Origin of the sequence: Kushneria pakistanensis (assembly GCF_014652795.1) — a bacterium.
Lineage (GTDB): Bacteria > Pseudomonadota > Gammaproteobacteria > Pseudomonadales > Halomonadaceae > Kushneria > Kushneria pakistanensis.
In genome coordinates this window covers 175,766-196,656 of record NZ_BMZM01000001.1, presented here as the reverse complement: position 1 = coordinate 196,656, position 20,891 = coordinate 175,766, and the positions used below count along the sequence as shown (strand labels likewise).

At 61.1% G+C, this 20,891-nt stretch carries 19 protein-coding genes; 8 read left to right on the top strand and 11 right to left on the bottom strand.

All coding sequences use genetic code 11. The features are described from left to right. Positions 1–10: 10 nt before the first annotated feature. Entirely contained in the window at positions 11–1,135 is a 1,125-nt protein-coding gene (locus IE123_RS00860) for a serine hydrolase (RefSeq protein ID WP_189514167.1), read from the top strand. Positions 1,136–1,141: 6 nt separating this feature from the next. Here IE123_RS00860 and IE123_RS00855 read toward each other — a convergent pair whose 3' ends face one another. Together IE123_RS00855 and IE123_RS00850 are read right to left on the bottom strand one after the other, a co-directional pair. Continuing rightward, positions 1,142–2,083: an alpha/beta hydrolase gene (locus IE123_RS00855; RefSeq protein ID WP_229819612.1), complete on the bottom strand. Its 942-nt coding sequence runs from the start codon at positions 2,081–2,083 to the stop codon at positions 1,142–1,144. 102 nt (positions 2,084–2,185) lie between these two features. Continuing rightward, positions 2,186–2,647, bottom strand: a complete 462-nt coding sequence (locus IE123_RS00850; protein ID WP_189514163.1) for a tellurite resistance TerB family protein — start codon at positions 2,645–2,647, stop codon at positions 2,186–2,188. Positions 2,648–2,839: 192 nt separating this feature from the next. On the opposite strand from IE123_RS00850, the gene IE123_RS00845 reads away from it, so the two are divergent. Next, positions 2,840–4,219 carry an NAD-dependent succinate-semialdehyde dehydrogenase gene (locus tag IE123_RS00845; RefSeq protein ID WP_189514161.1) on the top strand — a complete coding sequence of 460 codons (1,380 nt, stop codon included), beginning with the start codon at positions 2,840–2,842 and terminating at the stop codon, positions 4,217–4,219. Positions 4,220–4,608: 389 nt separating this feature from the next. Here the strand turns inward: IE123_RS00845 and IE123_RS00840 are convergent, their stop codons facing one another. From IE123_RS00840 to IE123_RS00830, 3 genes are all read right to left on the bottom strand, one after another. Beyond that, complete coding sequence (locus IE123_RS00840; protein ID WP_189514159.1) at positions 4,609–5,283, bottom strand: spermine/spermidine synthase domain-containing protein; 675 nt, start codon at positions 5,281–5,283, stop codon at positions 4,609–4,611. Between the two features lie 69 nt (positions 5,284–5,352). Further along, positions 5,353–5,679: a YkgJ family cysteine cluster protein gene (locus tag IE123_RS00835; protein ID WP_189514157.1), complete on the bottom strand. Its 327-nt coding sequence runs from the start codon at positions 5,677–5,679 to the stop codon at positions 5,353–5,355. A gap of 67 nt (positions 5,680–5,746) precedes the next feature. Further along, positions 5,747–6,145 carry a DoxX family protein gene (locus tag IE123_RS00830; RefSeq protein ID WP_189514154.1) on the bottom strand — a complete coding sequence of 133 codons (399 nt, stop codon included), beginning with the start codon at positions 6,143–6,145 and terminating at the stop codon, positions 5,747–5,749. A 174-nt stretch (positions 6,146–6,319) separates the two neighbouring features. On the opposite strand from IE123_RS00830, the gene metG reads away from it, so the two are divergent. The 4 genes from metG to nth all read left to right on the top strand — a co-directional run bounded on the left by metG (position 6,320) and on the right by nth (position 12,005). Then, positions 6,320–8,419, top strand: coding sequence for a methionine--tRNA ligase (metG, locus tag IE123_RS00825; RefSeq protein ID WP_189514152.1), 2,100 nt, complete (start codon positions 6,320–6,322; stop codon positions 8,417–8,419). A 172-nt stretch (positions 8,420–8,591) separates the two neighbouring features. After that, a complete protein-coding gene (locus IE123_RS00820; protein WP_189514150.1) occupies positions 8,592–10,181 on the top strand; it encodes a sensor domain-containing diguanylate cyclase in 1,590 nt (529 codons plus the stop codon). Between the two features lie 115 nt (positions 10,182–10,296). Then, positions 10,297–11,313 carry an RnfABCDGE type electron transport complex subunit B gene (locus IE123_RS00815; RefSeq protein ID WP_189514148.1) on the top strand — a complete coding sequence of 339 codons (1,017 nt, stop codon included), beginning with the start codon at positions 10,297–10,299 and terminating at the stop codon, positions 11,311–11,313. Between the two features lie 53 nt (positions 11,314–11,366). Beyond that, positions 11,367–12,005, top strand: a complete 639-nt coding sequence (gene nth, locus IE123_RS00810) for an endonuclease III (protein ID WP_189514146.1) — start codon at positions 11,367–11,369, stop codon at positions 12,003–12,005. Positions 12,006–12,012: 7 nt separating this feature from the next. On the opposite strand, the gene IE123_RS00805 is transcribed toward nth, so the two are convergent. The 5 genes from IE123_RS00805 to IE123_RS00785 all read right to left on the bottom strand — a co-directional run bounded on the left by IE123_RS00805 (position 12,013) and on the right by IE123_RS00785 (position 18,115). Continuing rightward, complete coding sequence (locus IE123_RS00805; RefSeq protein WP_189514143.1) at positions 12,013–13,074, bottom strand: tRNA-queuosine alpha-mannosyltransferase domain-containing protein; 1,062 nt, start codon at positions 13,072–13,074, stop codon at positions 12,013–12,015. Positions 13,075–13,162: 88 nt separating this feature from the next. Then, the gene (locus IE123_RS00800; RefSeq protein WP_229819502.1) at positions 13,163–14,545 is read right to left on the bottom strand and encodes a Gfo/Idh/MocA family protein; all 1,383 of its coding nucleotides are present in this window, start codon (positions 14,543–14,545) and stop codon (positions 13,163–13,165) included. Positions 14,546–14,688: 143 nt separating this feature from the next. Then, the gene (locus IE123_RS00795; protein WP_189514141.1) at positions 14,689–16,410 is read right to left on the bottom strand and encodes a SulP family inorganic anion transporter; all 1,722 of its coding nucleotides are present in this window, start codon (positions 16,408–16,410) and stop codon (positions 14,689–14,691) included. A gap of 47 nt (positions 16,411–16,457) precedes the next feature. Next, positions 16,458–16,778 (bottom strand): HlyU family transcriptional regulator, encoded by a 321-nt coding sequence (locus IE123_RS00790; RefSeq protein ID WP_189514139.1) that lies wholly within the window; start codon positions 16,776–16,778, stop codon positions 16,458–16,460. Between the two features lie 116 nt (positions 16,779–16,894). Beyond that, positions 16,895–18,115: an argininosuccinate synthase gene (locus IE123_RS00785; RefSeq protein ID WP_189514137.1), complete on the bottom strand. Its 1,221-nt coding sequence runs from the start codon at positions 18,113–18,115 to the stop codon at positions 16,895–16,897. A 255-nt stretch (positions 18,116–18,370) separates the two neighbouring features. On the opposite strand from IE123_RS00785, the gene rnt reads away from it, so the two are divergent. After that, complete coding sequence (gene rnt, locus IE123_RS00780) at positions 18,371–19,033, top strand: ribonuclease T (protein ID WP_189514136.1); 663 nt, start codon at positions 18,371–18,373, stop codon at positions 19,031–19,033. A 95-nt stretch (positions 19,034–19,128) separates the two neighbouring features. Here rnt and grxD read toward each other — a convergent pair whose 3' ends face one another. Continuing rightward, on the bottom strand, positions 19,129–19,476 hold the full coding sequence (grxD, locus tag IE123_RS00775) for a Grx4 family monothiol glutaredoxin (protein ID WP_189514133.1): 348 nt from the start codon (positions 19,474–19,476) through the stop codon (positions 19,129–19,131). 384 nt (positions 19,477–19,860) lie between these two features. Between grxD and argF the strand changes: the two genes are divergently transcribed. Continuing rightward, positions 19,861–20,778 (top strand): ornithine carbamoyltransferase, encoded by a 918-nt coding sequence (argF, locus tag IE123_RS00770; protein ID WP_189514131.1) that lies wholly within the window; start codon positions 19,861–19,863, stop codon positions 20,776–20,778. Positions 20,779–20,891: the final 113 nt, after the last annotated feature.

Sequence of the window (20,891 nt, the reverse complement as noted above, 5' to 3'; positions counted from 1 at the left end):
GAGAAAAAACATGACACATTTTTTGCCTGTCCGAACCGGAGTACTGGTGACAGCGGCCCTGCTGCTGCTTTCTAGCACCGCCGCTTGCGCCGATGACATTCCTGCCAATGACACGGATACCGATGGCGGCTGGGTACAAACCCTGGGCAAGCGAATCAAAACGCTGGATGACGACGCCGAAGGCACCCTGGGCGTTCATGTCCACCATCTGGGTGAGGACAAAAGACTTGATCACAAGGGCGATCGCCTCTGGTATCTCTCCTCGGCAGTCAAGGTGCCCGTGGCCATCGTGCTGCTTCAACAGGTAGAAGACGGTGAACTCTCTCTGGACGACGAGCTGACGCTTGAACCCTCCCATCGCATTGATGGCGCCGGCGACCTGCTCTGGGTCGAGCCCGGTCAGGCCTACAGCCTCGACAACCTGTTAAAGCGCATGCTGATCGACAGCGACAACGTCGCCACCGACATGCTGATCGAGACGATCGGTGTAGAAACGCTTAATCGTCGTCTTCAGCAGATGACAAGCCAGGGCTTTTTCGGCAGCAGCGACTTCGAACCCCTGACCACGCTGGCCGAGGTGCGCTACAGCGTCTATGGCGAAATGCATTCTGATGCCCGCACGCTTGACCGCGAGCAGCTCGTCGAGATTGCCTCGGCGCCAATCGGCGATGAACGGGCGGCAGCGCTGGCGCGCGCGCTTGAGGTTGATCGCGACACGCTCGATACCGATGACATGACCACCGCCTTTGATCGCTATTACGACACGCGCGTCAATAGTGCCACCCTCAAGGGCTACGCCGACCTGCTCACCGCACTGGTGCGCGGCGAGCTGATCAACGAGGAGCACCGCGAACTGCTGTTCGACAATCTCAAGATCGACCGTTACGACGGCTATCGGCTGGAAGGCGGCCTGCCACAGGACGTGAGTTTTATCCAGAAAACCGGCACCCAGCATCAGCGTGCCTGTCACATGGGCGTCATCCGCCCTGACGCGCCGGACAACGCGATCGTGCTTGCGGTTTGTATTGAAGACATGGATGAGGGCAACCCCGCCGAAGCCCTTTTTGAGCAACTCGGCGAGGCCATCACGGAAACCCTGCTTGCCCCTGCGCAGGCAGAGAACACCAATGCCTGATCGGGCTCAGGAATCCTTTGGCGTCATGGGCTGATAAAGCCCGCGACCGCGCAGCCACTGATCCAGCAGCGTGGTCCAGCTGTCCAGCGCCACATCGCCCATGCCCAGTCCCGAGCCGTGCGGGCCGTTGCCAAAAAGATGCATCTCGGCCGGCACGTGGGCGTTGACCAGCGCGGTATAAAAATCGACGCTGCCCTGCGGCGGTACCAGTTCGTCATTGGTGGTCTGATAGATGAAGGTCGGCGGCGTGTCCTGATTGACCTGCCGCTCGGGGCGATAGCGATCCCGCCACGCCTGATCGCACTCATCGATCCCCATCAGCTGACAATAATCGATGCGGCTTTTCGGGTCGCTGAACATCACCAGCGCCGGATAGCCCAGCACCAGAAAATCGGGCTGACTGCGCTGGCGCTCGACCGGATCGTCGGCGTCTGCTTCCCCCTGATCAAAGCGTGTCCCGGCCAGCGCTGCCAGGTGTCCACCGGCCGAGAAGCCGGCCATGCCGACCCGGTCCGGATCAATGCTGAACTCCTCGGCATGGGCACGCACCCAGCGCATCGCGCGCTGGGCATCTTCCAGCGGCACCGGCATCGGATAATCCGGCCCCAGCCGATACTTGAGCACAAACGCCACCACGCCCCGGGTATTGAACCAGTTGGCAATCTGGCGCCCTTCGATATTGTCGGACAGCACCTGATAGGCGCCGCCGGGCGCAATGATCACGGCCGTGCCATTGGGCTGCTGCCCGGGTGGGTAGATGGTCAGGGTGGGCACATCACGAAAGCCCTCTCCCTGCGCATTCGGCACATCCCCCTCCCACAGCGGCACCGTGTGCTGCTCCAGATAACCGTTATAGGCCTGCGGCGGCAGTTGTCGAGTATCGGGCACATCGTCCTGTGCAGACACCGGTTGTGCAGACACCAGTGTTGCAAGGCCGGCCGCCATCATGAGCACGCAGGGAAGCATCCCGAGGCGCAAGGATAAGGTTGAAAACACGGAACATCCTGATCATCAGTGGCAGGGAACAAGCAAGGCAGGGGTGTGAGGATACTACGCCAGGCCCAGTGCCTGCTGTACCTCAAGCTTTTGCATGATGAAATCGGCATGCTCAACGTACAACAGTTCGGAAATCTTGCGCACACGCGCCTCTTCCAGCGGATCAAGCGCGCTATCGGCATAGGCCACACGCCAGAGCCGCCCGATCAATGCCACCCGTTGCGGATAATCATATTCATCCCGGATCAGACGCACGAACTGGTAGTGATCCACCGCATCCTCGACCTCCTGTTGCGCCATGTCGACCAGCGTTTCCACGGCAGTGTCATCAAGCCTGAACCGACGTTGCAGCATCTCGCGCAGCGTCTGATGCTCAATAGCCTTCATCTCGCCATCGGCACGCATCACCTCACACATCAGCGCGGCCACGGCCAGCTCCAGCGTCAATTCCTGGTCCTGATCATTCGGCTCGCGGCCGGTCATGCGCTCAAAGAACGTATTGATGGTATCCAGCATGTGCTTGTCTCCTGCAATAGGTTGATGCCCATCGTTATGCCACAGCCAATAGGCAAGGTATAGGCACGTCTGTCTCGCCGGGCTCAAGGTGATGCTGGAGGATCAGGCAAGGGACAGCCAGTATTCACTACGGCAATACCGCGGCAGGCGCTCTACACTGAGGGACGTTTTGTCATACCAGAGGAGGTTATTGTGTCGAACACCATTAAAACCGTGAATCCGGCCACCGGCCAGACGATCCGTGAGTTCGAAACCATCTCCGATGAACAGCTGCAGCAAAAGATCGAGCAGACGCATGAGGCCTTTCTCGAGTGGAAGCAGCGCTCCCTTGAAGAGCGCGGCACATTGGTTCGCCGGGTCGGTGAACTGCTGGTCGAGCACAAGGATCGCCTGTCGAGCCTCATGACTCAGGAAATGGGCAAGCCGATCAGCCAGGCACCGCCCGAGCTTGAGCTTTGCAAGAGCATCTGTGACTACAGTGCCGACAACGCTGCCAGCGTGCTGGCTGAAGAAGAGCGCGATCTGCCGGGCGGTCGTGCCCTGGTCACGCATCAGCCGATCGGCATCATCTTTGGCATTCAGCCGTGGAACTTTCCCTTCTATCAGGTCGTGCGCTACACCATCGCCAACCTGATGGCGGGCAACACCGTGCTGCTCAAGCATGCGCCCAACGTCTGGGGCTGCGCCGAGGCGCTGGAAGAGATCTTCCGTGAAGCCGGCATGCCCGAGAACGTCTTCAACGTGCTCTACATTCGCGATGAGCAGGCCTCACAGGTGACCGAGCACCGTTTGGTGCGCGGTGTGACCTTTACCGGCAGCGCCGCGACCGGTCGCAAGGTGGCCGCAGCCGCCAGCGAACAGCTCAAGAAGACCGTGCTGGAGCTGGGCAGCAACGACGCCTACCTGGTACTCGAGGATGCCGACATCGACAAGGCGGTCGAGACCTGCGTCACCGGGCGCATCACCAACAACGGCCAGACCTGTGTCGCCGCCAAGCGTTTCGTGGTGGTGGATGCCGTCTATGAGCAGTTCCGTGACGCTTTCGTCGAGAAAATGAAGCAGGTTGAATTCGGTGACCCCACCGATGAGAACACCCAGTTGGGCCCGCTGGCCCGTAAGGACCTGCGTGATCAGCTCCATGAGCAGGTGAAGGAGTCCGTTGAGAAGGGCGCTGTGTGCCTGACCGGCGGCGAGATCCCGGACGTCGATGGCTTTTTCTACCCGTCCACGGTGCTGGAAAACGTCACGCCCGGCATGCAGGCCTATGACGGTGAGCTGTTCGGCCCGGTCGCCTCGCTGATCCGCGCCCGCGACGAGGAAGACGCCCTTCGCATTGCCAACGATTCGGTCTATGGCCTGGGTGGCGGCATCTTCTCCGAGGACGAAGAGCGCGCCGTACGTCTGGCGCGCGAGCACTTCGATACCGGCATGGTCTGCGTCAACGGCTACTATATCGCCCAGCCCAACCTGCCCTTTGGCGGCGTGAAGGAAAGTGGCTACGGCCGCGAGCACGGCGGCTATGGCATGCTTGAATTCGTCAACACCAAGTCACTGATGATCGCGCAGTCATAAGGGCCCTGTCGGGTGGCAGCCTGTCACCCGACATGAAAGGGAATACAGCCTTGTGCATGTGACAAAAACGAATGCCCCGGGGGTGACTGTCCCCGGGGCATTTTTTTGCAGCATCGCCGGCCTGCAAGGGTCCGTCGATAGACGTTTAACGCAGTCCCAGGAAGGAAAGAACGAAAAGCACCACGACCACCAGACCGATGATATAAATGATATTGCGCATGTCTTGCCCCTTGCTTCGTTATGAATGCAGGCCGCCCCGTATGGAGGCCGACCGTTAACGCGTTCCTGCGTTGGCATCAGATTAGTTCAGAGCGTGGCAGTGAGCCAGGCCACGATGCGTCAACGATCTCATCCCCGCCGGATGACAGCCTTCATTCCCCGGTCATGGGTTACCACGCCAGCCAGATGGTATGACGCGCCCCCTTGCCCGGGCGATGGGCACGTACCATGTGCTCCTCGACACAAAGCCCGGCGCGCTTGAGCCGCTCGCTGAAGCCCGGATCCATGCCCGCCGACCAGACTGCCAGCACGCCATCCGGTCGCAGCGCGCGCTGAATGCTTTCCAGCCCGCGAGCACTGTAGAGACGGTCATTATCGCGCTTGGTCAGACCCTCGGGGCCGTTGTCCACATCCAGCATGATGGCGTCAAAGGCGCCCTCACTGCGTGCCAGCACGGCCACCACATCATCGACGATGATTTCACAGCGCGGGTCACGAATCGGATAGCCGGCCGCCGCCCCAAGCGGACCACGATTCCATTCCACAACGCCTGGCACCAGTTCGGCAACCACCACCTCGGACTCGGCCCCCAGGCTTGCCAGCGCCGCGGCCAGGGTGAAGCCCATCCCCAGCCCGCCCACCAGCACGCGCACTTCGGGACGCTCGCACACCCGCGCACAGGCCAGCTCGGCCAACGCGTCCTCGGAGCCGTGCAGTCGCGTGTTCATCAGCTCGCCGGGCTTGCCGGCGATACGAATCGAGAATTCGTCGTTGCGCTGCAAAAGCCGCAGCTGACCGCCCCCGCCGGGAATATCGGCGGTATCAATCTCACACAGCTTGGCCATGAAATACCTGTCAGGAAGAAATGGGAAAACGCTGCCTGTCAGTGCCCATCACCGGGCGCTGACATCAGTTCAAGGGGCCTGGTCGACAAGACCGTAAAGCGCGCGCTCTTCACGACATTCAAAGCTGCCTTCATCGAAGTCGCGGCAGACCTGCGGGCGGCGGGGATGAATGCTGCACAGCATGGTGTTGCGATCCACCGCCGCACACCAGCCCTCTTCATCCTGACGCATCACCACACCGCCCCACTCGTCTTCATCGAGCAGACCATGAGGCACACCGCGGGCCAGATCGTCATCGTCAAGCATCACCAGCAGGCGACAGCAGCACGCCTCGCAGTTGAAGCAGCTGACGCCCTGTGGCGTCTCGATCTTTTCAAGGTGGATATCACCGGACATGAGACAGGGCCATCGATCATTGTGGGTCGGCCATTGTACACACCCCGGGCTCGGGAAACGGACGCATTCATGATGACCTGCCACGTCGCGACCCCACCGGCTGTGTGGTCCAGATGATGCACGCGATCAGCAGTACCTGCAGCGGCAGGCGCAGCAGTAAAAGCCACGATGGAATCGGAGCGAAATGCTCGGCGTGCCACCACATATAGACATTGGCCGGCGTCACACAGATCGCCAGCACCACCAGCCCGATGCCGGCAGCGCGGCGATAGCGTGGCAACAGGATGCCGATGGCGCCCAGCAGTTCAAACGCGCCGGTAATGAGCACCGCCGGCGTTTTCAACGGCAGCGCCGGCGGGATGATCGAGGCAAAGATCTCCGGCCAGGCAAAATGCGCGATGCCACCGAGAAAAAACCAGCCAAAGACAATGGCCAGGCCAATACGCTGCCAGCGGGTCTTGGACATGTGCCAGTACCTGTTTGTGATGTCCACGCATCGTGACAGTACCAACGGCGGGCGTCACCACCTGGCGCGAATTCGACATGATCAATGCTACAATCGGCCACCGATTTCACCCTCTTCGCCCCGCCCGGCCCTGCGTGGTCCGGCCTCGGGTCTTGTCACGGGAAGTGCTTTTTCATGTCGACCCCTACCACGTCAGACAACGCCTCGCGCCAGATTCTGGTCACCAGTGCCCTGCCCTATGCCAACGGCTCGATCCATCTGGGACACCTGCTGGAATACATCCAGACCGATATCTGGGTGCGCTTTCAGAAAAGCCGCGGCCATGAGTGTCACTACGTCTGTGCCGATGACGCCCACGGCACCGCCATCATGCTACGCGCCGAGCAGGAAGGGATTACCTCCCAGCAGCTGATCGACCGGGTCAACGCCGAGCATCAGGCCGATTTCGCCCGCTTTGGCGTGGCCTTTGACAACTACTATTCGACCCACTCGGAAGAGAACCGCGTCCACAGCGAGAATATCTATCGCGCCCTGCGCGACGGCGGCTTTATCGCCACCCGTGACGTCGAGCAGATGTATGATCCCGAGCGCGGCATGTTCCTGGCCGACCGCTTCGTCAAGGGCACCTGCCCCAAGTGCCACACCGATGATCAGTACGGTGACAACTGTGAGGCGTGCGGCGCGACCTATACGCCGGCCGAGCTGCTCAATCCGGTCTCGGCGGTCTCCGGCGCCACGCCGGTGGTCAAAAGCTCGACCCATTACTTCTTCGAGCTGCCCAAGTTCGAGCCGTTTTTGAAAGAGTGGACGCGCTCGGAACGCCTGCAGCCGCAGATCTCCAACAAGCTGCAGGAGTGGTTCGAGGCCGGGCTCAACGACTGGGACATCTCCCGCGACGCTCCCTACTTCGGCTTTGAGATTCCCGATGCGCCGGGCAAGTATTTCTATGTCTGGGTCGATGCGCCGATCGGCTACATGGCGAGCTTTCAGCAGCTCTGCGAGCGCGAAGGCATCGACTTTGACCAGTACTGGAAAAAGGACAGCACCGCCGAGCTCTATCACTTCATCGGCAAGGATATCGTCTATTTCCACGCACTGTTCTGGCCGGCGATGCTCGAAGGCGCAGGCCTTCGCACGCCCACCGGGGTCAACTGTCACGGCTTCGTGACCGTCAACGGCGCCAAGATGTCAAAGTCCCGCGGCACCTTCATCAAGGCCGAAACCTATGAGCAGTTTTTAAATCCCGAGTACCTGCGCTACTACTTCGCCGCCAAGCTGACCGCCGGCGTCGATGATCTGGATCTCAACCTCGAGGACTTCGCCGCTCGCGTCAATTCGGACCTGGTCGGCAAGGTGGTCAACATCGCCAGCCGCTGCGCCGGCTTTGTGAAAAAATCCGGCGGGCGCCTGTCCGCGACCTGCGCCGAGCCCGAACTGGTGCAGCGCTTTATCGATGAAGGCGAAGCGATCGCGGCCGATTTCGAAGCGCGTGAATTCGCCCGCGCGGTGCGTCGCATCATGGCGCTGGCCGATGACGCCAACGCCTACATCGCCGAGAAGGCGCCCTGGGCGCTGGCGAAGGAAGAAGGCCGCGAGCAGGAGGTGCTGGATATCTGCTCGGTGGGCATCAACCTCTTCCGCCAGCTGTTGGTCTATCTCGCACCGATCGTGCCGACCCTGGCCGAAGGCGCCCGCACCTTCCTCAACCTTGAGACGCTGAACTGGGCCAGCCGCACCACCGTGCTGCTTGATCATCCCATCGAGAAGTTCAAACCGCTGATGACCCGCGTGGAGAGCGACAAAATCGATCAGATGATCGAGGCCTCAAAGGAGGATCTCGCGGTGGAGAAAAAGCTCAAGGACGACGCAAAGGCCGCTCAGGGTGACGCCACCGCCGCACCGGGTGCCGGCACAGCTGAAGCCCCGGCTGCTGCTATCGAGCCCATCGCACCGGAAATCAACATCGATGATTTCGCGAAGGTCGATCTGCGCATCGCCCGCATCACACAGGCCGAGTACGTTGAGGGCGCCAAAAAGCTTTTGAAACTGACGCTCGATATCGGCAGCGAGACGCGCACCGTCTTTTCCGGCATTCGCTCGCAGTACGCCCCCGAGGCGCTCGAGGGCCGGCTGACCGTGATGATTGCCAACCTGGCGCCGCGCAAGATGCGCTTTGGCCTGTCGGAAGGCATGGTGCTCGCCGCCGGGGATGACGACGGCATCTATCTGCTCTCGCCTGACAGTGGCGCGAAGCCGGGTCAACGCGTGAGCTGATCACAAACGCGCCCCTCGTATCAGACGCCAGCGTTAATGACGCTGGCGTCTTTTTTACGCCCTGCTGCCACCACATCTTCATAAACCATGAGACGCGCCGATATACCCATACGCTGACAGTGCGCCCACCAACTTCCCGGGTGATGTCAAATCGTCACGGATACCCAACGGCATGCATTCACTACGGTTTCGCTTTTTGCTTTCTCTGGTGCTGGTGGCGGTTCTCGCCCTGCTGGCGCTGTGGAGCATTGCGCACTTTCTGGTCTATCCCAATCTGCTGGAAAGTGAAGATGACTACGTGGCCAAGGAAATGGGGCGGGTAGAGAGCGCCTGGCAAAACGATCTGGACAGTCTGGGGGCCGAGGCTCGTGACTGGGCCAGCTGGGATGATGCCTACGACTTCATGCAGGGCAAGGCACCGGCGTTTGCCGAGAAGAACTTCAGCCAGGAAATGTTTGAAGACATGAATCATCTGATGATGATCTTCATGCGCATGGACGGCACACCGGTCTGGATCGCCGGTTACGACCGTGGCACGGATCAATACAGTACCTGCCGCTCGGCGGCCGACAGCTGTCGCTGGATGGCACCGATTTTCGGCGTGGTGCAGGAGCACGTTCGCCACCAGCGGCCTGAGCTGGATAAATGGCTTCTAAGCGTGCCAGCCCCTGCCATGATCGCCACCAGCCCCATTGTGCCGACCGAACGTGGTGATGCTTCCCCGCTGGGCTGGCTGGCCGTGGTACGCGCCATGGATCGTGACTGGTTTGACGCCATTCGCGATCAAACCGGGGTCGATATCTCCATCGAACCCATCTTGCATCCGGATCTGATCATCAAGCCGCCGCCCATTATTCGCATCAGCGATGACCAGCTGCTGGCGATTCGATGGCTCGATGCGGCGCCCGGTGATAACAAGCTCTCGCTGCAGGCCACGCTGCCACGGCGGGATTATGTCGCCAATACAGCCTCGTTCAATTTCGCCATGCTCTGGACCATCGGCGTGCTGCTGACCGTGATCGTGGTCATTCTGGGGCTTCTGGAAATCATCATTCTGGCGCCGACCCGCAGGCTTGCCCGTTTTACGCGTGAACAGCGCCGGGAAGACCATTTCTCGGAGGTTCTACCGGTCAGCCTTATCGCCCGGCGTGACGAGATCGGCAGTCTGGCGCGCGAATTCCAGCATCTTTTGATGCATCAAAAGGCACGTACCGACTCGCTGGAGCAGTTGAGCCAGCGCGATCACCTGACCGGGCTTTTCAACCGGCGCTATCTGGATGACTACCTGGTACAGGCACTGACCCAGGCCCACGAGAACCATCATGCTGTCGGGCTGATCATTATCGACATCGACTATTTCAAGGCCTACAACGATCACTACGGCCACCCGGAAGGTGATCATTGCCTGGCACGGGTCGCCCGCATTCTTGATCGCGTCGTGGATGATCAGGGGATCGTGGCGCGCGCCGGCGGTGAAGAGTTCATTGTTGTGCTGGCGAACGTGACGCGAAAACGTACCTGGCGCATTGCCGAGCAGCTGCGTCTGGCCGTCGCAGCGCTGTCGCTGCAGCATGAACACTCGGCAGTGGCTGCACATGTGACGATCAGCGCAGGCATGGCCATCAGTCTGCCGGATGCACCCTGTCAGCCGGCCGAGTTGATGCGCCTGGCCGATGAAAGCCTCTACCGCGCCAAGCAGGCCGGGCGTAACCAGGTGGGTGCCCGCGTCCGGGACCCCTACTACCAGCCCAGCATTTCCTGACCCGCAAACATTCATGCCGCCCCATGCCTGGGCTCGGATTCGAAGCGGTGGATCATTGCGCGTATAATCGCCGTACTTTCAACGATCATCACTTCCGGGCCCGTCGACCACCTGCATGAGCGCATCTGCCAGTATTACCGTCACCGAGATCGATCACCTGCTGCCGCAAACCCAGTGTGGCAAGTGTGGTCACCCCGGCTGTCGTCCCTATGCCGAGGCCATTGTGGCCGGTGAAGCCATCAATCGCTGTCCGCCGGGCGGCAATGACACGGTCGTTGCGCTTGCCACGCTGCTCGACCGCCCTGTCCTGCCACTGGAAGTGGATGCCGAGCAGCCAAAGGCCGCCGTGATTCGCGAAGCCGAGTGCATCGGCTGCACCAAATGCATCAAGGCCTGCCCGGTGGATGCCATTCTGGGCGCGGCCAAACAGATGCATACAGTGATTGAAGCCGAATGTACCGGCTGTGAACTTTGTGTCGCCCCCTGCCCGGTAGACTGCATCGATATCGTGCCGCATCCAGGCTGGCTGGCGGCCAATACCGAGCACGAACAAAATGACTGGCTGGCGCGTCGCGCCGAACTGGGCCGGCGGCGCTTTGAAAACCGCAATGCCCGGCTCGAGCGCCAGCGCGAAGAAAAGGAGGCCCGCCGCCGCGCGCGCATGCGTGCCCGTCAGCAGCCCCCCGCCGAGCCCGCAGAGCAGACAGCACACGTGGCGAGCACCAGCGCGCCTTCGACACCGGCGCCCAGCGGTAATACGCGTGCCCGCAAGGCGGCCCTGAGTGCCACCGTACGCCGCCTCGAAAAACGCCTGGCCGCCGCTCCGGATGACAACGACACCCAGGCAGCCCTCACGCATGCCCGTCAGCAGCTGGCCGATATTCAGGCACAAAATGATGCGCCCGCTGAATCGACCGTGTCACAGGTCAGCGCACCCTCAAGCAGTCTCAACTCCCTGCGCATCGCCCGCTCGGCGGCCAAACAGCGGCTGGCGCTTGCCAATCGACAGCTGGCACACGCCAGGCGCCAGGGCGGCCCGGAGGATATTGAAGCCGCACAGGCCTTGATCGATCGCGCCGAAAAAACCTGGCAGGACGCCTGTCAGGCGCTGGACAACGCCGAGCGTCCCTGAAGACGTCACCGTCCTTTTACTTCACCTGTCGACCGTTTTGATAAGCAGCCCTGATGAACAACGAAAAACGTCGCGAGATCTTTCGCCGCCTGCAACAAGCCAATCCCGAGCCCACCACCGAGCTTGCCTGGTCCTCGCCCTTTGAGCTGCTGGTCGCGGTGGCGCTGTCGGCCCAGTCCACCGATGTGGGGGTCAACAAGGCTACCGCGCGGCTTTTTCCGGTGGCCAATACGCCTCAGGCCATCGTGGATCTGGGGCTTGAGGGCGTGAAGGATTACATCAAGACACTCGGGCTTTATAACAACAAGGCCAAAAACCTGGTGGCGATGTGTGAGCTTTTGCTGCGCGATCACGCCGGCGAAATCCCTCGCACGCGGGAAGGGCTCGAGGCGCTGCCGGGCGTCGGCCGCAAGACCGCCAATGTCATTCTCAACACCGCCTTTGGTGAGCCGACCATTGCGGTGGACACCCACATCTTTCGGGTGTCCAACCGCACGAATCTGGCGCCGGGCAAAAACGTCGATCAGGTCGAGCAGAAGCTCTTGAAGGTGGTGCCACGCGACTACAAGCGTGACGCCCACCACTGGCTGATTCTGCATGGGCGCTACACCTGTATCGCGCGCAAGCCTCGCTGTGGCAGCTGCGTGATCGAGGACCTGTGCGAGTACAAGGAGAAAACCGAGCTGGCCTGAGCCTGACTCAGGCCGATGGCTGTAATTGTGATTGATAGCGTGGCGTCATCTGCGGCCACGTCCAGGTGCTGATATGGGGGGCCTGCGGGCGCGTGGCAGGGGAAGTCAGCCACTGCGCGAGACGTTCAATCAGTGCTTCGCGACTGCCGTCGTAGCGATACCGATCGGCGTAGTACTCGGGAAAACACAGCCGCTCAGGCACCAGCGGCACACAGCCGTGCTGCACGGCTTCCATTACGGCCAGCCCCTGGAACTCGTGCCAGGCACTCGAGACCACGATGCCGCCCTTCCCCAATTCTTCCAGATAGCGTTCGCGCGTCTGATGGCCCCAGCAGGTAATGTGGCGACTCAGGCGCTCTGCGGCCTGATCGAACACCTCGGGGCGCTGGCGAAACATCTGTCCCATTACGACCAGTTCAAACTCGAGGCCCTTGTCGGAGAGCACCTCCAGCGCAGCGAAGAAATCCTCCGGGTTCTTGTCGTACTCCCAGCGATGGTTCCAGATAATGCGGGCTGGCGCCTCCCGTTCAACCGAAGGCGCCTCTGCCAGTGGCCACAGCGGCACCGGCAGGATGTCCGTGCGCGCCTTGAGCGTTTCCAGCCGCACCGGGGCCACCCGCTCGGGCATTTTCTTCAAAAATCCGGCCACGCCATCAAAAAAGCTGTCCCGGTTCCACTGGCTGTTAAACAGCACCCGATCAGCGGCCAGCGCGCTGTAGAGGTTCACCATCAAGGGTTCGATACGCGGCTTTTGATCCTGACCCAGCGGGTAGGCGAACTGGTTTTCGTGAAAATAGACGACGCGATACGCTCGCCCCAGGTGCGGATAAAGCCCGACCAGCGTGGCCAGATCCACCAGCGAGGTGGCCACGATCAGATCAAAGGCCTGTGACAGTGTGGCGTCATGCTCGCTCATGAAGCTCAGGGGATTGCCACGCACGCGCCATTGAAAGTGCCGTGGCGCCAGCTCGATCAGCGTCCAGTCGATCATCTCAAGATGCGCTGTCAGGCCGCGTGCCCAGTAGCGATGGCTGTCGGCAGCATAGGCCGATAGCAACAGCGCCTTCATGACAGGCATACCGGTAGTGAAAAAACAGACATGACAGGGCCCCTTTCCATGCAAAGGGGCCCATTGTAGAGAGGTCAGACCGGCGCCACTATTTCGGCGTGATGTCTTCCCGACCGCGCAGGAAATCCTCCGGGGAGCGGCTGTAGTCGGAATCGATTGTCACGCTCTTCCCGGTCCAGGCTGCCTCATAGATGGCCGTGATGATACGAATGTCCTGCAGTCCCTCCTCGCCCGGCGTCTTGGGCGTGCCGTCATCGCGCACACACAGCGACATGTGATCCATCTCGGCGGCAAACTGATTGTCCTCCTCGATGATCTGCTCACACATCTCCTTGCCATCGCTCACGGTCAGCTTGTGACGACGGTATTCGGACAACGGGTCCAGCGACAGCGTGCCCTTGCTGCCATTGACCGTGCCGCGCTTGGAACTCGACACGCTGTAGCTTGAGGAGCATTCGGCAAACACACCGCTTGGAAAGCGCAGCCAGAAGCACATGGTGTCCTCGACCTCGGCAAAGCGTGGATCATCGGGTTTGTTGCTGACGTTTCCCCACACCTCTACCGGCTCTTCGCCACTTAAATAGCGCGCCGCATTGAGGCTGTAGATGCCGATGTCATAAAGCGAGCCGCCGCCGGCCAGATCGCGACGCATGCGCCACTGATCCTCGGGGCTTGAAGGGTCAAGCTCGCGGCCGTGATGGGCATTGATCTGGCGCAGATCGCCAATGCGACCCTCCTGAATCATGCGGATGGCGGCCAGGTTATGCGGCTCGAACTGCTCCCGGTAGGCGATCATCAGCTTGCGGTCGTTGTCTCGGCACGCGCTGATCATGCGCTCGCATTCGGCCACGGTCGGCGCCATTGGCTTTTCACATAACACGTGTTTGCCGGCCCTGGCCGCGCGAACGGTGAGATCGGCATGGAAGGCGTTGGGCACGATGATATAGACGATATCCACGTCGTCGTTGTCGGCGATCTCATCGAAGCTTTCATAGTCATAAAGCCCTTCCTCGCCGATGCCGAAACGGCTGCCGACCTCGCGCGCCTTGTCGCGGTCACCGCTGACCAGCGCCGTGATCTTCGAGTGCTCGCACGCTCCAAAGGCCGGCAGGATCTCGTTGAGGGCAAAATCTCCCAGCCCCACGATCGCCCAGCCCAGACGCTTCTCGGGCGGCGCGGGATAGCGATACTCGACCTCCGGCATCGGTCGTCCTCCGAGGCTGTCGGGCACCGAGGTCGCCTCCTTTGGCAGGCGCTGCCCCTCGGTGCCAAAGTGGCCACCCCCCGAGGCTTCATTCATGGCAGCGCCGGAGGCAGCACCGCCCTGCCGGCTTCCGGTTGTTGACGCATTACGACTGCCGGCCAGCACCGGTGACATGGCGCCGGCCGCCAGCAGTGCCCCGCTGGTGCCCTGCAGAAACCGGCGTCGGGAGAAGCCGGCAATGGGATCGTTTGAAAGCTCATCGTGCATCAACCTGCCCTCCATGGCAGCCGGATAAAAAGGACGTCTGATGTCACGATTGCGACAGCAGACGCCCTTTCAGGCTATAAGTTGATCCGGATTATTCAAGAAAGTACTGATCGAGCACGACGATGTCACGCCATGATCAGAGCCTAGATATTGAACTCGATGCCGTCATCGGAGAGCGCCTGCCAGGCGGCAGCGCAGGTAAAAAAGACCCGCGGGCGATGATCGCTCATGAAGGCCGTATGGCGCAGCTGATCACGCACCGGCCCACGCAGCTCGGCCAGATGCAGGGCGATGCCCTGCTCGGCCAGGCGCTCGTCGAGCGTTTCCAACGCATGCAGGGCGGCGGCGTCGATGTGGGTGACGCTGCTGAGTACCAGCACCATGTCAGTCACCTGATCGCGCTCGGAGAGATGCTCGTTGATCCAGCGCTCCAGCGCGCCCATGTTGGCAAAGTGCAGATTGGCATCCGGTCGCACCATCATCAGATGCGGCAGGCGCTCGACGTCAAAGCGCTCGCAGTTGCGAAAGCCGCCGTCGGGCAGCTGACCGATTTCGGCAATGTGCGGCCGACTGGCGCGGGCCAGCAGCAGCGCCAGCGCAATGCCAACGCCTGCCAGCAGGCCCTGCATGACGCCCAGCAGCAACACGCCGGTAAAGGCGGCAAGCCAGGCCAGGCCATCGGCACGCGAATAGCGCCAGGCACGCCACAGCGGGCCGGGGTCCACCAGCGGGATGGCCGCCTGGATGACGATCGCGGCCAGCACCGCCTGCGGCAGCGGTGCGAAAAGCGAGGTGGCAAACAGCAGCACCGCTATCAATGCCAGTGCGGCATAAAGCGATGACAGCGGTGTTTTCGACCCCGCCTGTTCGTTGACCACCGCACGCCCCAGCCCGCTGGTCACCGGAAACCCGCGCGTCAGGGCCGCCAGCAGATTGGCCGCCCCCAGTACCCAGAGCTCGCGCTGCGGATAGAGCCGCTCGCGATGCTTCGCCGCCAGCGTCTGCGCCACCGAAATGGCGCTGACGTAGTTGATCAGCGCAATCCCGAGCGCCGGCAGCCACAGGGCCTGCATTGCTGTCAGGGACAACGTCGGCAGCGCCGGCAGCGGCAGCCCGGCGGGAATCCGGCCGACCTGATCCAGTGCGCCGGGCCATAGCGGCACCAGCACCAGCGCCAGAATCAGTACGATCAGCGGGCCGGTCTTGCCCAGCACCGTCGCAGCCGCCTCGGGCAGACCCATCCCACGCAGCAGCGGTGAAAGCCCACGACGCATCAGCAGCAACAGCACCATGGCACTGCCGCCAAAAAGCGCCGCGCCCGGGGCGATGTCCCCCAGTGATCGAGCCAGCGTCAGCAGCCGCTCGATGGCGTTGCCGTTGGCACTATTGATACCCAGCAGATCACTGGCCTGGGAGAGCACGATCATCAGCGCCGAGGCCGTGGTAAAGCCCTGCATCACGCTGGGGCTGACAAAATCGATCAGACGCCCGAGTCGACAGACATGAATCAGCAGCAGCCAGCCGCCCACCAGCGCTGCCAGCAATGCGGCATGTCCGGCATATAAAGATAACGGTATATTGGCATCCCGCAGCGTTTCCCCAACCAGCAGGGAGGTCAACGCCATGGGGCCCATGGCGATCACCCGGCTGGTCCCAAACAGCGCATACAGCACCAGCGGCGCCAGCGCCGTATAAAGCCCGGCCTGCGCCGGCAGCCCGGCAAGCGTTGCATAGGCCATGCCCTGCGGCACCAGCAGCGCGGCCGTGATCAGACCGGCAATCAGATCACTGAAGCGATCCCCTGCGGGGAGCTGCCGCCAGCGTGAGAGGGCCGGCAACAGTGCGGGTCTACCGGTATCGGGCATGGGGTCGGTGACTCCCTGGCAGCAGGCAATACGGGGTCTGGTCCGCCTCAGTTCGGGCGGTGCGTATTCTCGAAAAGCCGCTCGCCCTGCTCATCGATGTAGCGCTCGGCCTTGGTGCGGGTCATGTCGATACAGCTGTCACGATCGGGCAGCACATCGGAGCGTTCAAAGCTCAGCTCCTCCATCTCGCCATCTTCACGCATTCTGCGAATGAGACCGCTGACGCGGTACTGCCCGCCCGCGGGTGCCGGGGTAATGACAATTTCACAGCCCTTGTATTCCACGGTATCGGCCACTTGGCGGGGCGGCTCGCCGGAAGGCGTGGCACTGCCGGAACCCCGCAGTGCATCGAACAGTTTCTTCAGCATGAGAAAGCTCCTGACTCTGTTGGTGATAATGCCCGGGGCGTGCGCGCAGTGGCGTTTAGTCTGACACAAAAGGGGCCGCTGAAAAGCGGCCCCTTCCATGACACAACGTGTGGCGCTCAGTCGTCGAGACGACCCTTTTTTGCGGCGATGCGCAGACGCAGCGCGTTGAGCTTGATAAAGCCCTCGGCGTCCTTTTGATCGTAGGCGCCGGCGTCGTCTTCAAAGGTGGCAATCGAGGCATCAAACAGTGAGTCTTCCGACTCACGGCCCACCACGATGACGTTGCCCTTGTAGAGCTTGAGGCGGACCACGCCGTTGACGCTGCCCTGGGTCTGATCGATGGCGGCCTGCAGCATCTTGCGCTCCGGGCTCCACCAGTAGCCGTTGTAGATCAGCTCGGCGTACTTGGGCATCAGCTCGTCTTTCAGGTGCGCGGATTCACGGTCCAGCGTGATCGATTCGATCGCGCGACGGGCACGCAGCATGATGGTACCGCCGGGGGTTTCGTAACAGCCGCGGGACTTCATGCCCACATAGCGGTTCTCAACGATATCCAGACGGCCGATACCGTTGTCACCGCCCACCTTGTTCAGATAAGAAAGAACGTCATGCGGCTTCATGGTCTGGCCGTCGATGGCCACGATATCGCCACGCTCGAACGTCAGGTCAATGTAGGTGGCCTGATCGGGAGCGGCTTCGGGGCTGACGCTCCAGCGCCACATGTCTTCTTCGGCTTCGGTCCAGGGATCTTCCAGCACGCCGCCTTCATAGGAGATGTGCAGCAGATTGGCGTCCATCGAATAGGGAGATTTTTTCTTGTTTTTGGCGAAGTCGACCGGAATATCGTGCTCTTCGCAGTAGTTCATCAGCTTCTCGCGCGAGTTCAGATCCCACTCGCGCCACGGGGCGATGACCTTGACACCCGGCTTGAGCGCGTAGGCACCCAGTTCGAAGCGCACCTGGTCGTTGCCCTTGCCGGTTGCACCATGCGAGATGGCATCGGCGCCGGTTTCATTGGCGATCTCGATCAGGCGGCGCGCGATCAGCGGACGCGCGATCGAAGTGCCCAGCAGGTACTCGCCTTCATAGATGGTATTGGCACGAAACATCGGGAACACGTAATCACGCACGAAGGTTTCACGCAGGTCTTCGATGTAAATTTCCTTCACACCCAGCGCCTGTGCCTTGGCACGTGCAGGCTCAACCTCTTCTCCCTGACCCAGGTCAGCTGTGAAGGTCACGACCTCACAGTCGTAGGTTTCCTTGAGCCACTTGACGATTACGGAGGTATCAAGCCCTCCCGAATAGGCCAGGACAACCTTTTTTACATCGGACATACCGGCTCCTTGAGGTGTAGTCATGCATTGAATGTAGCTTGAGTATATCGTCACCGGATCGTGGCGAACACCGCGTTGCGTGCGATGGATGGGATTGGCAGTGAGCACAATGCTACACTGCGATCCTACACACTGAATTCATCTTTCGACCAGAAGGCTTCCTGTGCCGGTCACCATATCTGCGGGCTCCGCCCGGTTATACGCGCTCTCGATTCCCATGGCTTCCACTGCTGACTGTGACAGGAGAACACGGCGATGAACGATATTGTCCCAAAACTCATGTCCGGTCGCTTTCGCGGCTTTCTGCCCGTGGTGGTTGATCTGGAAACCGGCGGTTTCAATGCACGCACCGATGCGTTGCTCGAGATTGCAGCGGTGACGCTGACCATGGACGAACAGGGGCAGCTGTTGCCCGATGAGACCTTCTCGTTTCATATCGAGCCGTTCGAGGGTGCCAATGTCGAGCAGTCCGCGCTCGACTTTACCGGCATACGCCTGGATAGCCCGCTGCGCCAGAACGCGGCGCTCAAGGAGAAGGAGGCACTGGAGGAGATCTTTCGTCCGATTCGCAAGGCGATCAAGTCCCATCAGTGCAACCGTGCCATCCTGGTCGGCCATAATGCTGCCTTCGACCACGGCTTTCTCAATGCCGGTATCGAGCGCGCCGGCATCAAGCGCAACCCCTTCCATCCCTTCTCGAGCTTCGATACCGCAACGCTATCAGGGCTGGTGTACGGGCAGACCGTGCTGGCGCGCGCCTGTCGCGCCGCGGGGATTCCCTTTGACAGCCAGGAAGCCCACTCGGCACGCTATGACACCGAGCGCACGGCCGAGCTGTTCTGTGCCATCGTCAATCGCTTCAAGGACCTGGGCGGCTGGGATCTGGCGCTGCGTGAACAGAGCATGGACGGTGACTGATCCTGTTGCCTGTACTGCCAACATTAAAAAACCCGCCTCCGTGGAGGCGGGTTTTTTACGTTCAGGACGCTGTCATCAAGCGTCAACCGGCAGGATCAGGCGTTATCGCCTTCCTGCGGGGCGGCATTGGCAGCCGCTTCCTTGATCATCGGTGCCAGCTCGCCGTTTTGATACATCTCGACGATGATGTCACAGCCGCCGACCAGCTCGCCGTTGATCCACAGCTGCGGGAACGTGGGCCAGTTGGCGTATTTGGGCAGCTCGGCGCGAATATCCGGGTTGTCCAGAATGTTGACGAAGGCAAAGCGCTCGCCACAGCCCATCAGTGCCTGTACGGCCTGGGCGGAAAATCCGCACTGCGGCATCTGCGGTGAACCCTTCATGTACAGCAGGATGGTGTTTTCGCTGATCTGCTGCTTGATGGTATCGAGTGTCTCGCTCATGTTCGGTCTCCAGGAGAGGGCTTCAAGAACCCATGAATGTCTGGCCTCAGTGTACGCCGACATGGGGACTAAATCAGCCCGGATCAAGGTGTGGCCACCACATGAAGTTGCGCGCCCCCAAGGCTCTGGTTAGGATGACCCGGGTTGATGCCGGGCAGCAGGGCCCGTCTTCCGCCATCGACCATGGCAATATTTCAAAGCGCCGCCAGCTCTCGTGCGGCGCTTTTTCGTTGGTTTTTCCGGCAGGTACGCAGGATCAACGGCGCCAGGCCCGTCACCCGCCATACGGGAGCGGCCACCGCCCTTTTTGAGCGTCACGCCCGATGTGGCGCTCTGCAACGTTTCAATCACCGTAACGTTAAGCACACACAGGAGCATCGAGACATGGCCCTTCGCCACTTTCTTACCCTGATGGATCTTTCACCTCAGGAACTGGCCTATCTCATCGATCGTTCGATCACCATCAAGCGTGAGCTGGCCGAGAATGGCCCGGTCTACACGCCGCTGAAGAATCGAACGCTGGCCATGATTTTCGAAAAATCCTCGACCCGTACCCGTGTTTCCTTTGAGACGGGCATGACCCAGTTTGGTGGCCATGCGCTGTTCCTGTCACCGCGTGACAGCCAGCTGGGGCGCGGCGAGCCGGTCGGTGATACCGCCCGCGTGCTTTCCGAGATGGTCGATGCGGTCATGATCCGCACCTTCTCGCACGACAGCATCGAATCCTTTGCCGATGCCAGCTCCATCCCGGTCATCAACGCCCTCTCCGATGACTATCACCCGTGTCAGCTGCTGGCCGACGTGCAGACCTGGACCGAGTGCCGCGGCCCGGTCAAGGGCAAGACCGCCGTCTGGGTCGGCGATGGCAACAACATGTGCCATTCGTGGATCAACGCCGCACGCCAGTTTGATTTCAATCTGCGCATCGCCTGCCCCGAAGGGTTCGAACCCGATCAGGACATTCTCGAAGCAGCCGGCTCACGCGTTGAGATCATTCGTGATCCGCGTGCCGCGGTTGAGGGCGCACATCTGGTGACGACCGATGTGTGGGCCTCCATGGGTCAGGAAGAGGAACAGGCCGCGCGCATGAAGGCGTTCAGTGGCTTTCAGGTCAATGAAGCGATGCTCGACGCGGCCGATGATGAGGTCATGTTCCTGCACTGCCTGCCGGCCCATCGCGGCGAAGAGATCAGCGAAACCCTGCTGGATGATCCGCGCGCCTTTGTCTGGCAGGAGGCCGGCAACCGGCTCCACGCCCAGAAGGCACTGATGGAATTTCTGATGGTTGGTCGCGTGAGCTGACCCGGTCGTACGACGTCATCGCCGGGGCGATGACGTCGATCTACCATTATTCACTGCTGTTTCCCGTCTCAATCTCACTGGTCATGGTGACCTTCATGCCTTCCCAGAGCCTT

What these genes read in the sequence shown, in the direction of transcription:
- IE123_RS00835 (WP_189514157.1), bottom strand. Translation starts at nt 5,679, where the DNA reads ATGTCCGGTGATATCCACCTTGAAAAGATCGAGACGCCACAGGGCGTC.
- rnt (WP_189514136.1), top strand. Translation starts at nt 18,371, where the DNA reads ATGAACGATATTGTCCCAAAACTCATGTCCGGTCGCTTTCGCGGCTTT.
- IE123_RS00805 (WP_189514143.1), bottom strand. Translation starts at nt 13,074, where the DNA reads ATGAAGGCGCTGTTGCTATCGGCCTATGCTGCCGACAGCCATCGCTAC.
- IE123_RS00815 (WP_189514148.1), top strand. Translation starts at nt 10,297, where the DNA reads ATGAGCGCATCTGCCAGTATTACCGTCACCGAGATCGATCACCTGCTG.
- grxD (WP_189514133.1), bottom strand. Translation starts at nt 19,476, where the DNA reads ATGAGCGAGACACTCGATACCATCAAGCAGCAGATCAGCGAAAACACC.
- IE123_RS00795 (WP_189514141.1), bottom strand. Translation starts at nt 16,410, where the DNA reads ATGCCCGATACCGGTAGACCCGCACTGTTGCCGGCCCTCTCACGCTGG.
- IE123_RS00790 (WP_189514139.1), bottom strand. Translation starts at nt 16,778, where the DNA reads ATGCTGAAGAAACTGTTCGATGCACTGCGGGGTTCCGGCAGTGCCACG.
- IE123_RS00830 (WP_189514154.1), bottom strand. Translation starts at nt 6,145, where the DNA reads ATGTCCAAGACCCGCTGGCAGCGTATTGGCCTGGCCATTGTCTTTGGC.
- IE123_RS00785 (WP_189514137.1), bottom strand. Translation starts at nt 18,115, where the DNA reads ATGTCCGATGTAAAAAAGGTTGTCCTGGCCTATTCGGGAGGGCTTGAT.
- argF (WP_189514131.1), top strand. Translation starts at nt 19,861, where the DNA reads ATGGCCCTTCGCCACTTTCTTACCCTGATGGATCTTTCACCTCAGGAA.
- IE123_RS00800 (WP_229819502.1), bottom strand. Translation starts at nt 14,545, where the DNA reads ATGCACGATGAGCTTTCAAACGATCCCATTGCCGGCTTCTCCCGACGC.
- IE123_RS00840 (WP_189514159.1), bottom strand. Translation starts at nt 5,283, where the DNA reads ATGGCCAAGCTGTGTGAGATTGATACCGCCGATATTCCCGGCGGGGGC.
- IE123_RS00855 (WP_229819612.1), bottom strand. Translation starts at nt 2,083, where the DNA reads ATGATGGCGGCCGGCCTTGCAACACTGGTGTCTGCACAACCGGTGTCT.
- metG (WP_189514152.1), top strand. Translation starts at nt 6,320, where the DNA reads ATGTCGACCCCTACCACGTCAGACAACGCCTCGCGCCAGATTCTGGTC.
- IE123_RS00860 (WP_189514167.1), top strand. Translation starts at nt 11, where the DNA reads ATGACACATTTTTTGCCTGTCCGAACCGGAGTACTGGTGACAGCGGCC.
- IE123_RS00850 (WP_189514163.1), bottom strand. Translation starts at nt 2,647, where the DNA reads ATGCTGGATACCATCAATACGTTCTTTGAGCGCATGACCGGCCGCGAG.
- nth (WP_189514146.1), top strand. Translation starts at nt 11,367, where the DNA reads ATGAACAACGAAAAACGTCGCGAGATCTTTCGCCGCCTGCAACAAGCC.
- IE123_RS00820 (WP_189514150.1), top strand. Translation starts at nt 8,592, where the DNA reads ATGCATTCACTACGGTTTCGCTTTTTGCTTTCTCTGGTGCTGGTGGCG.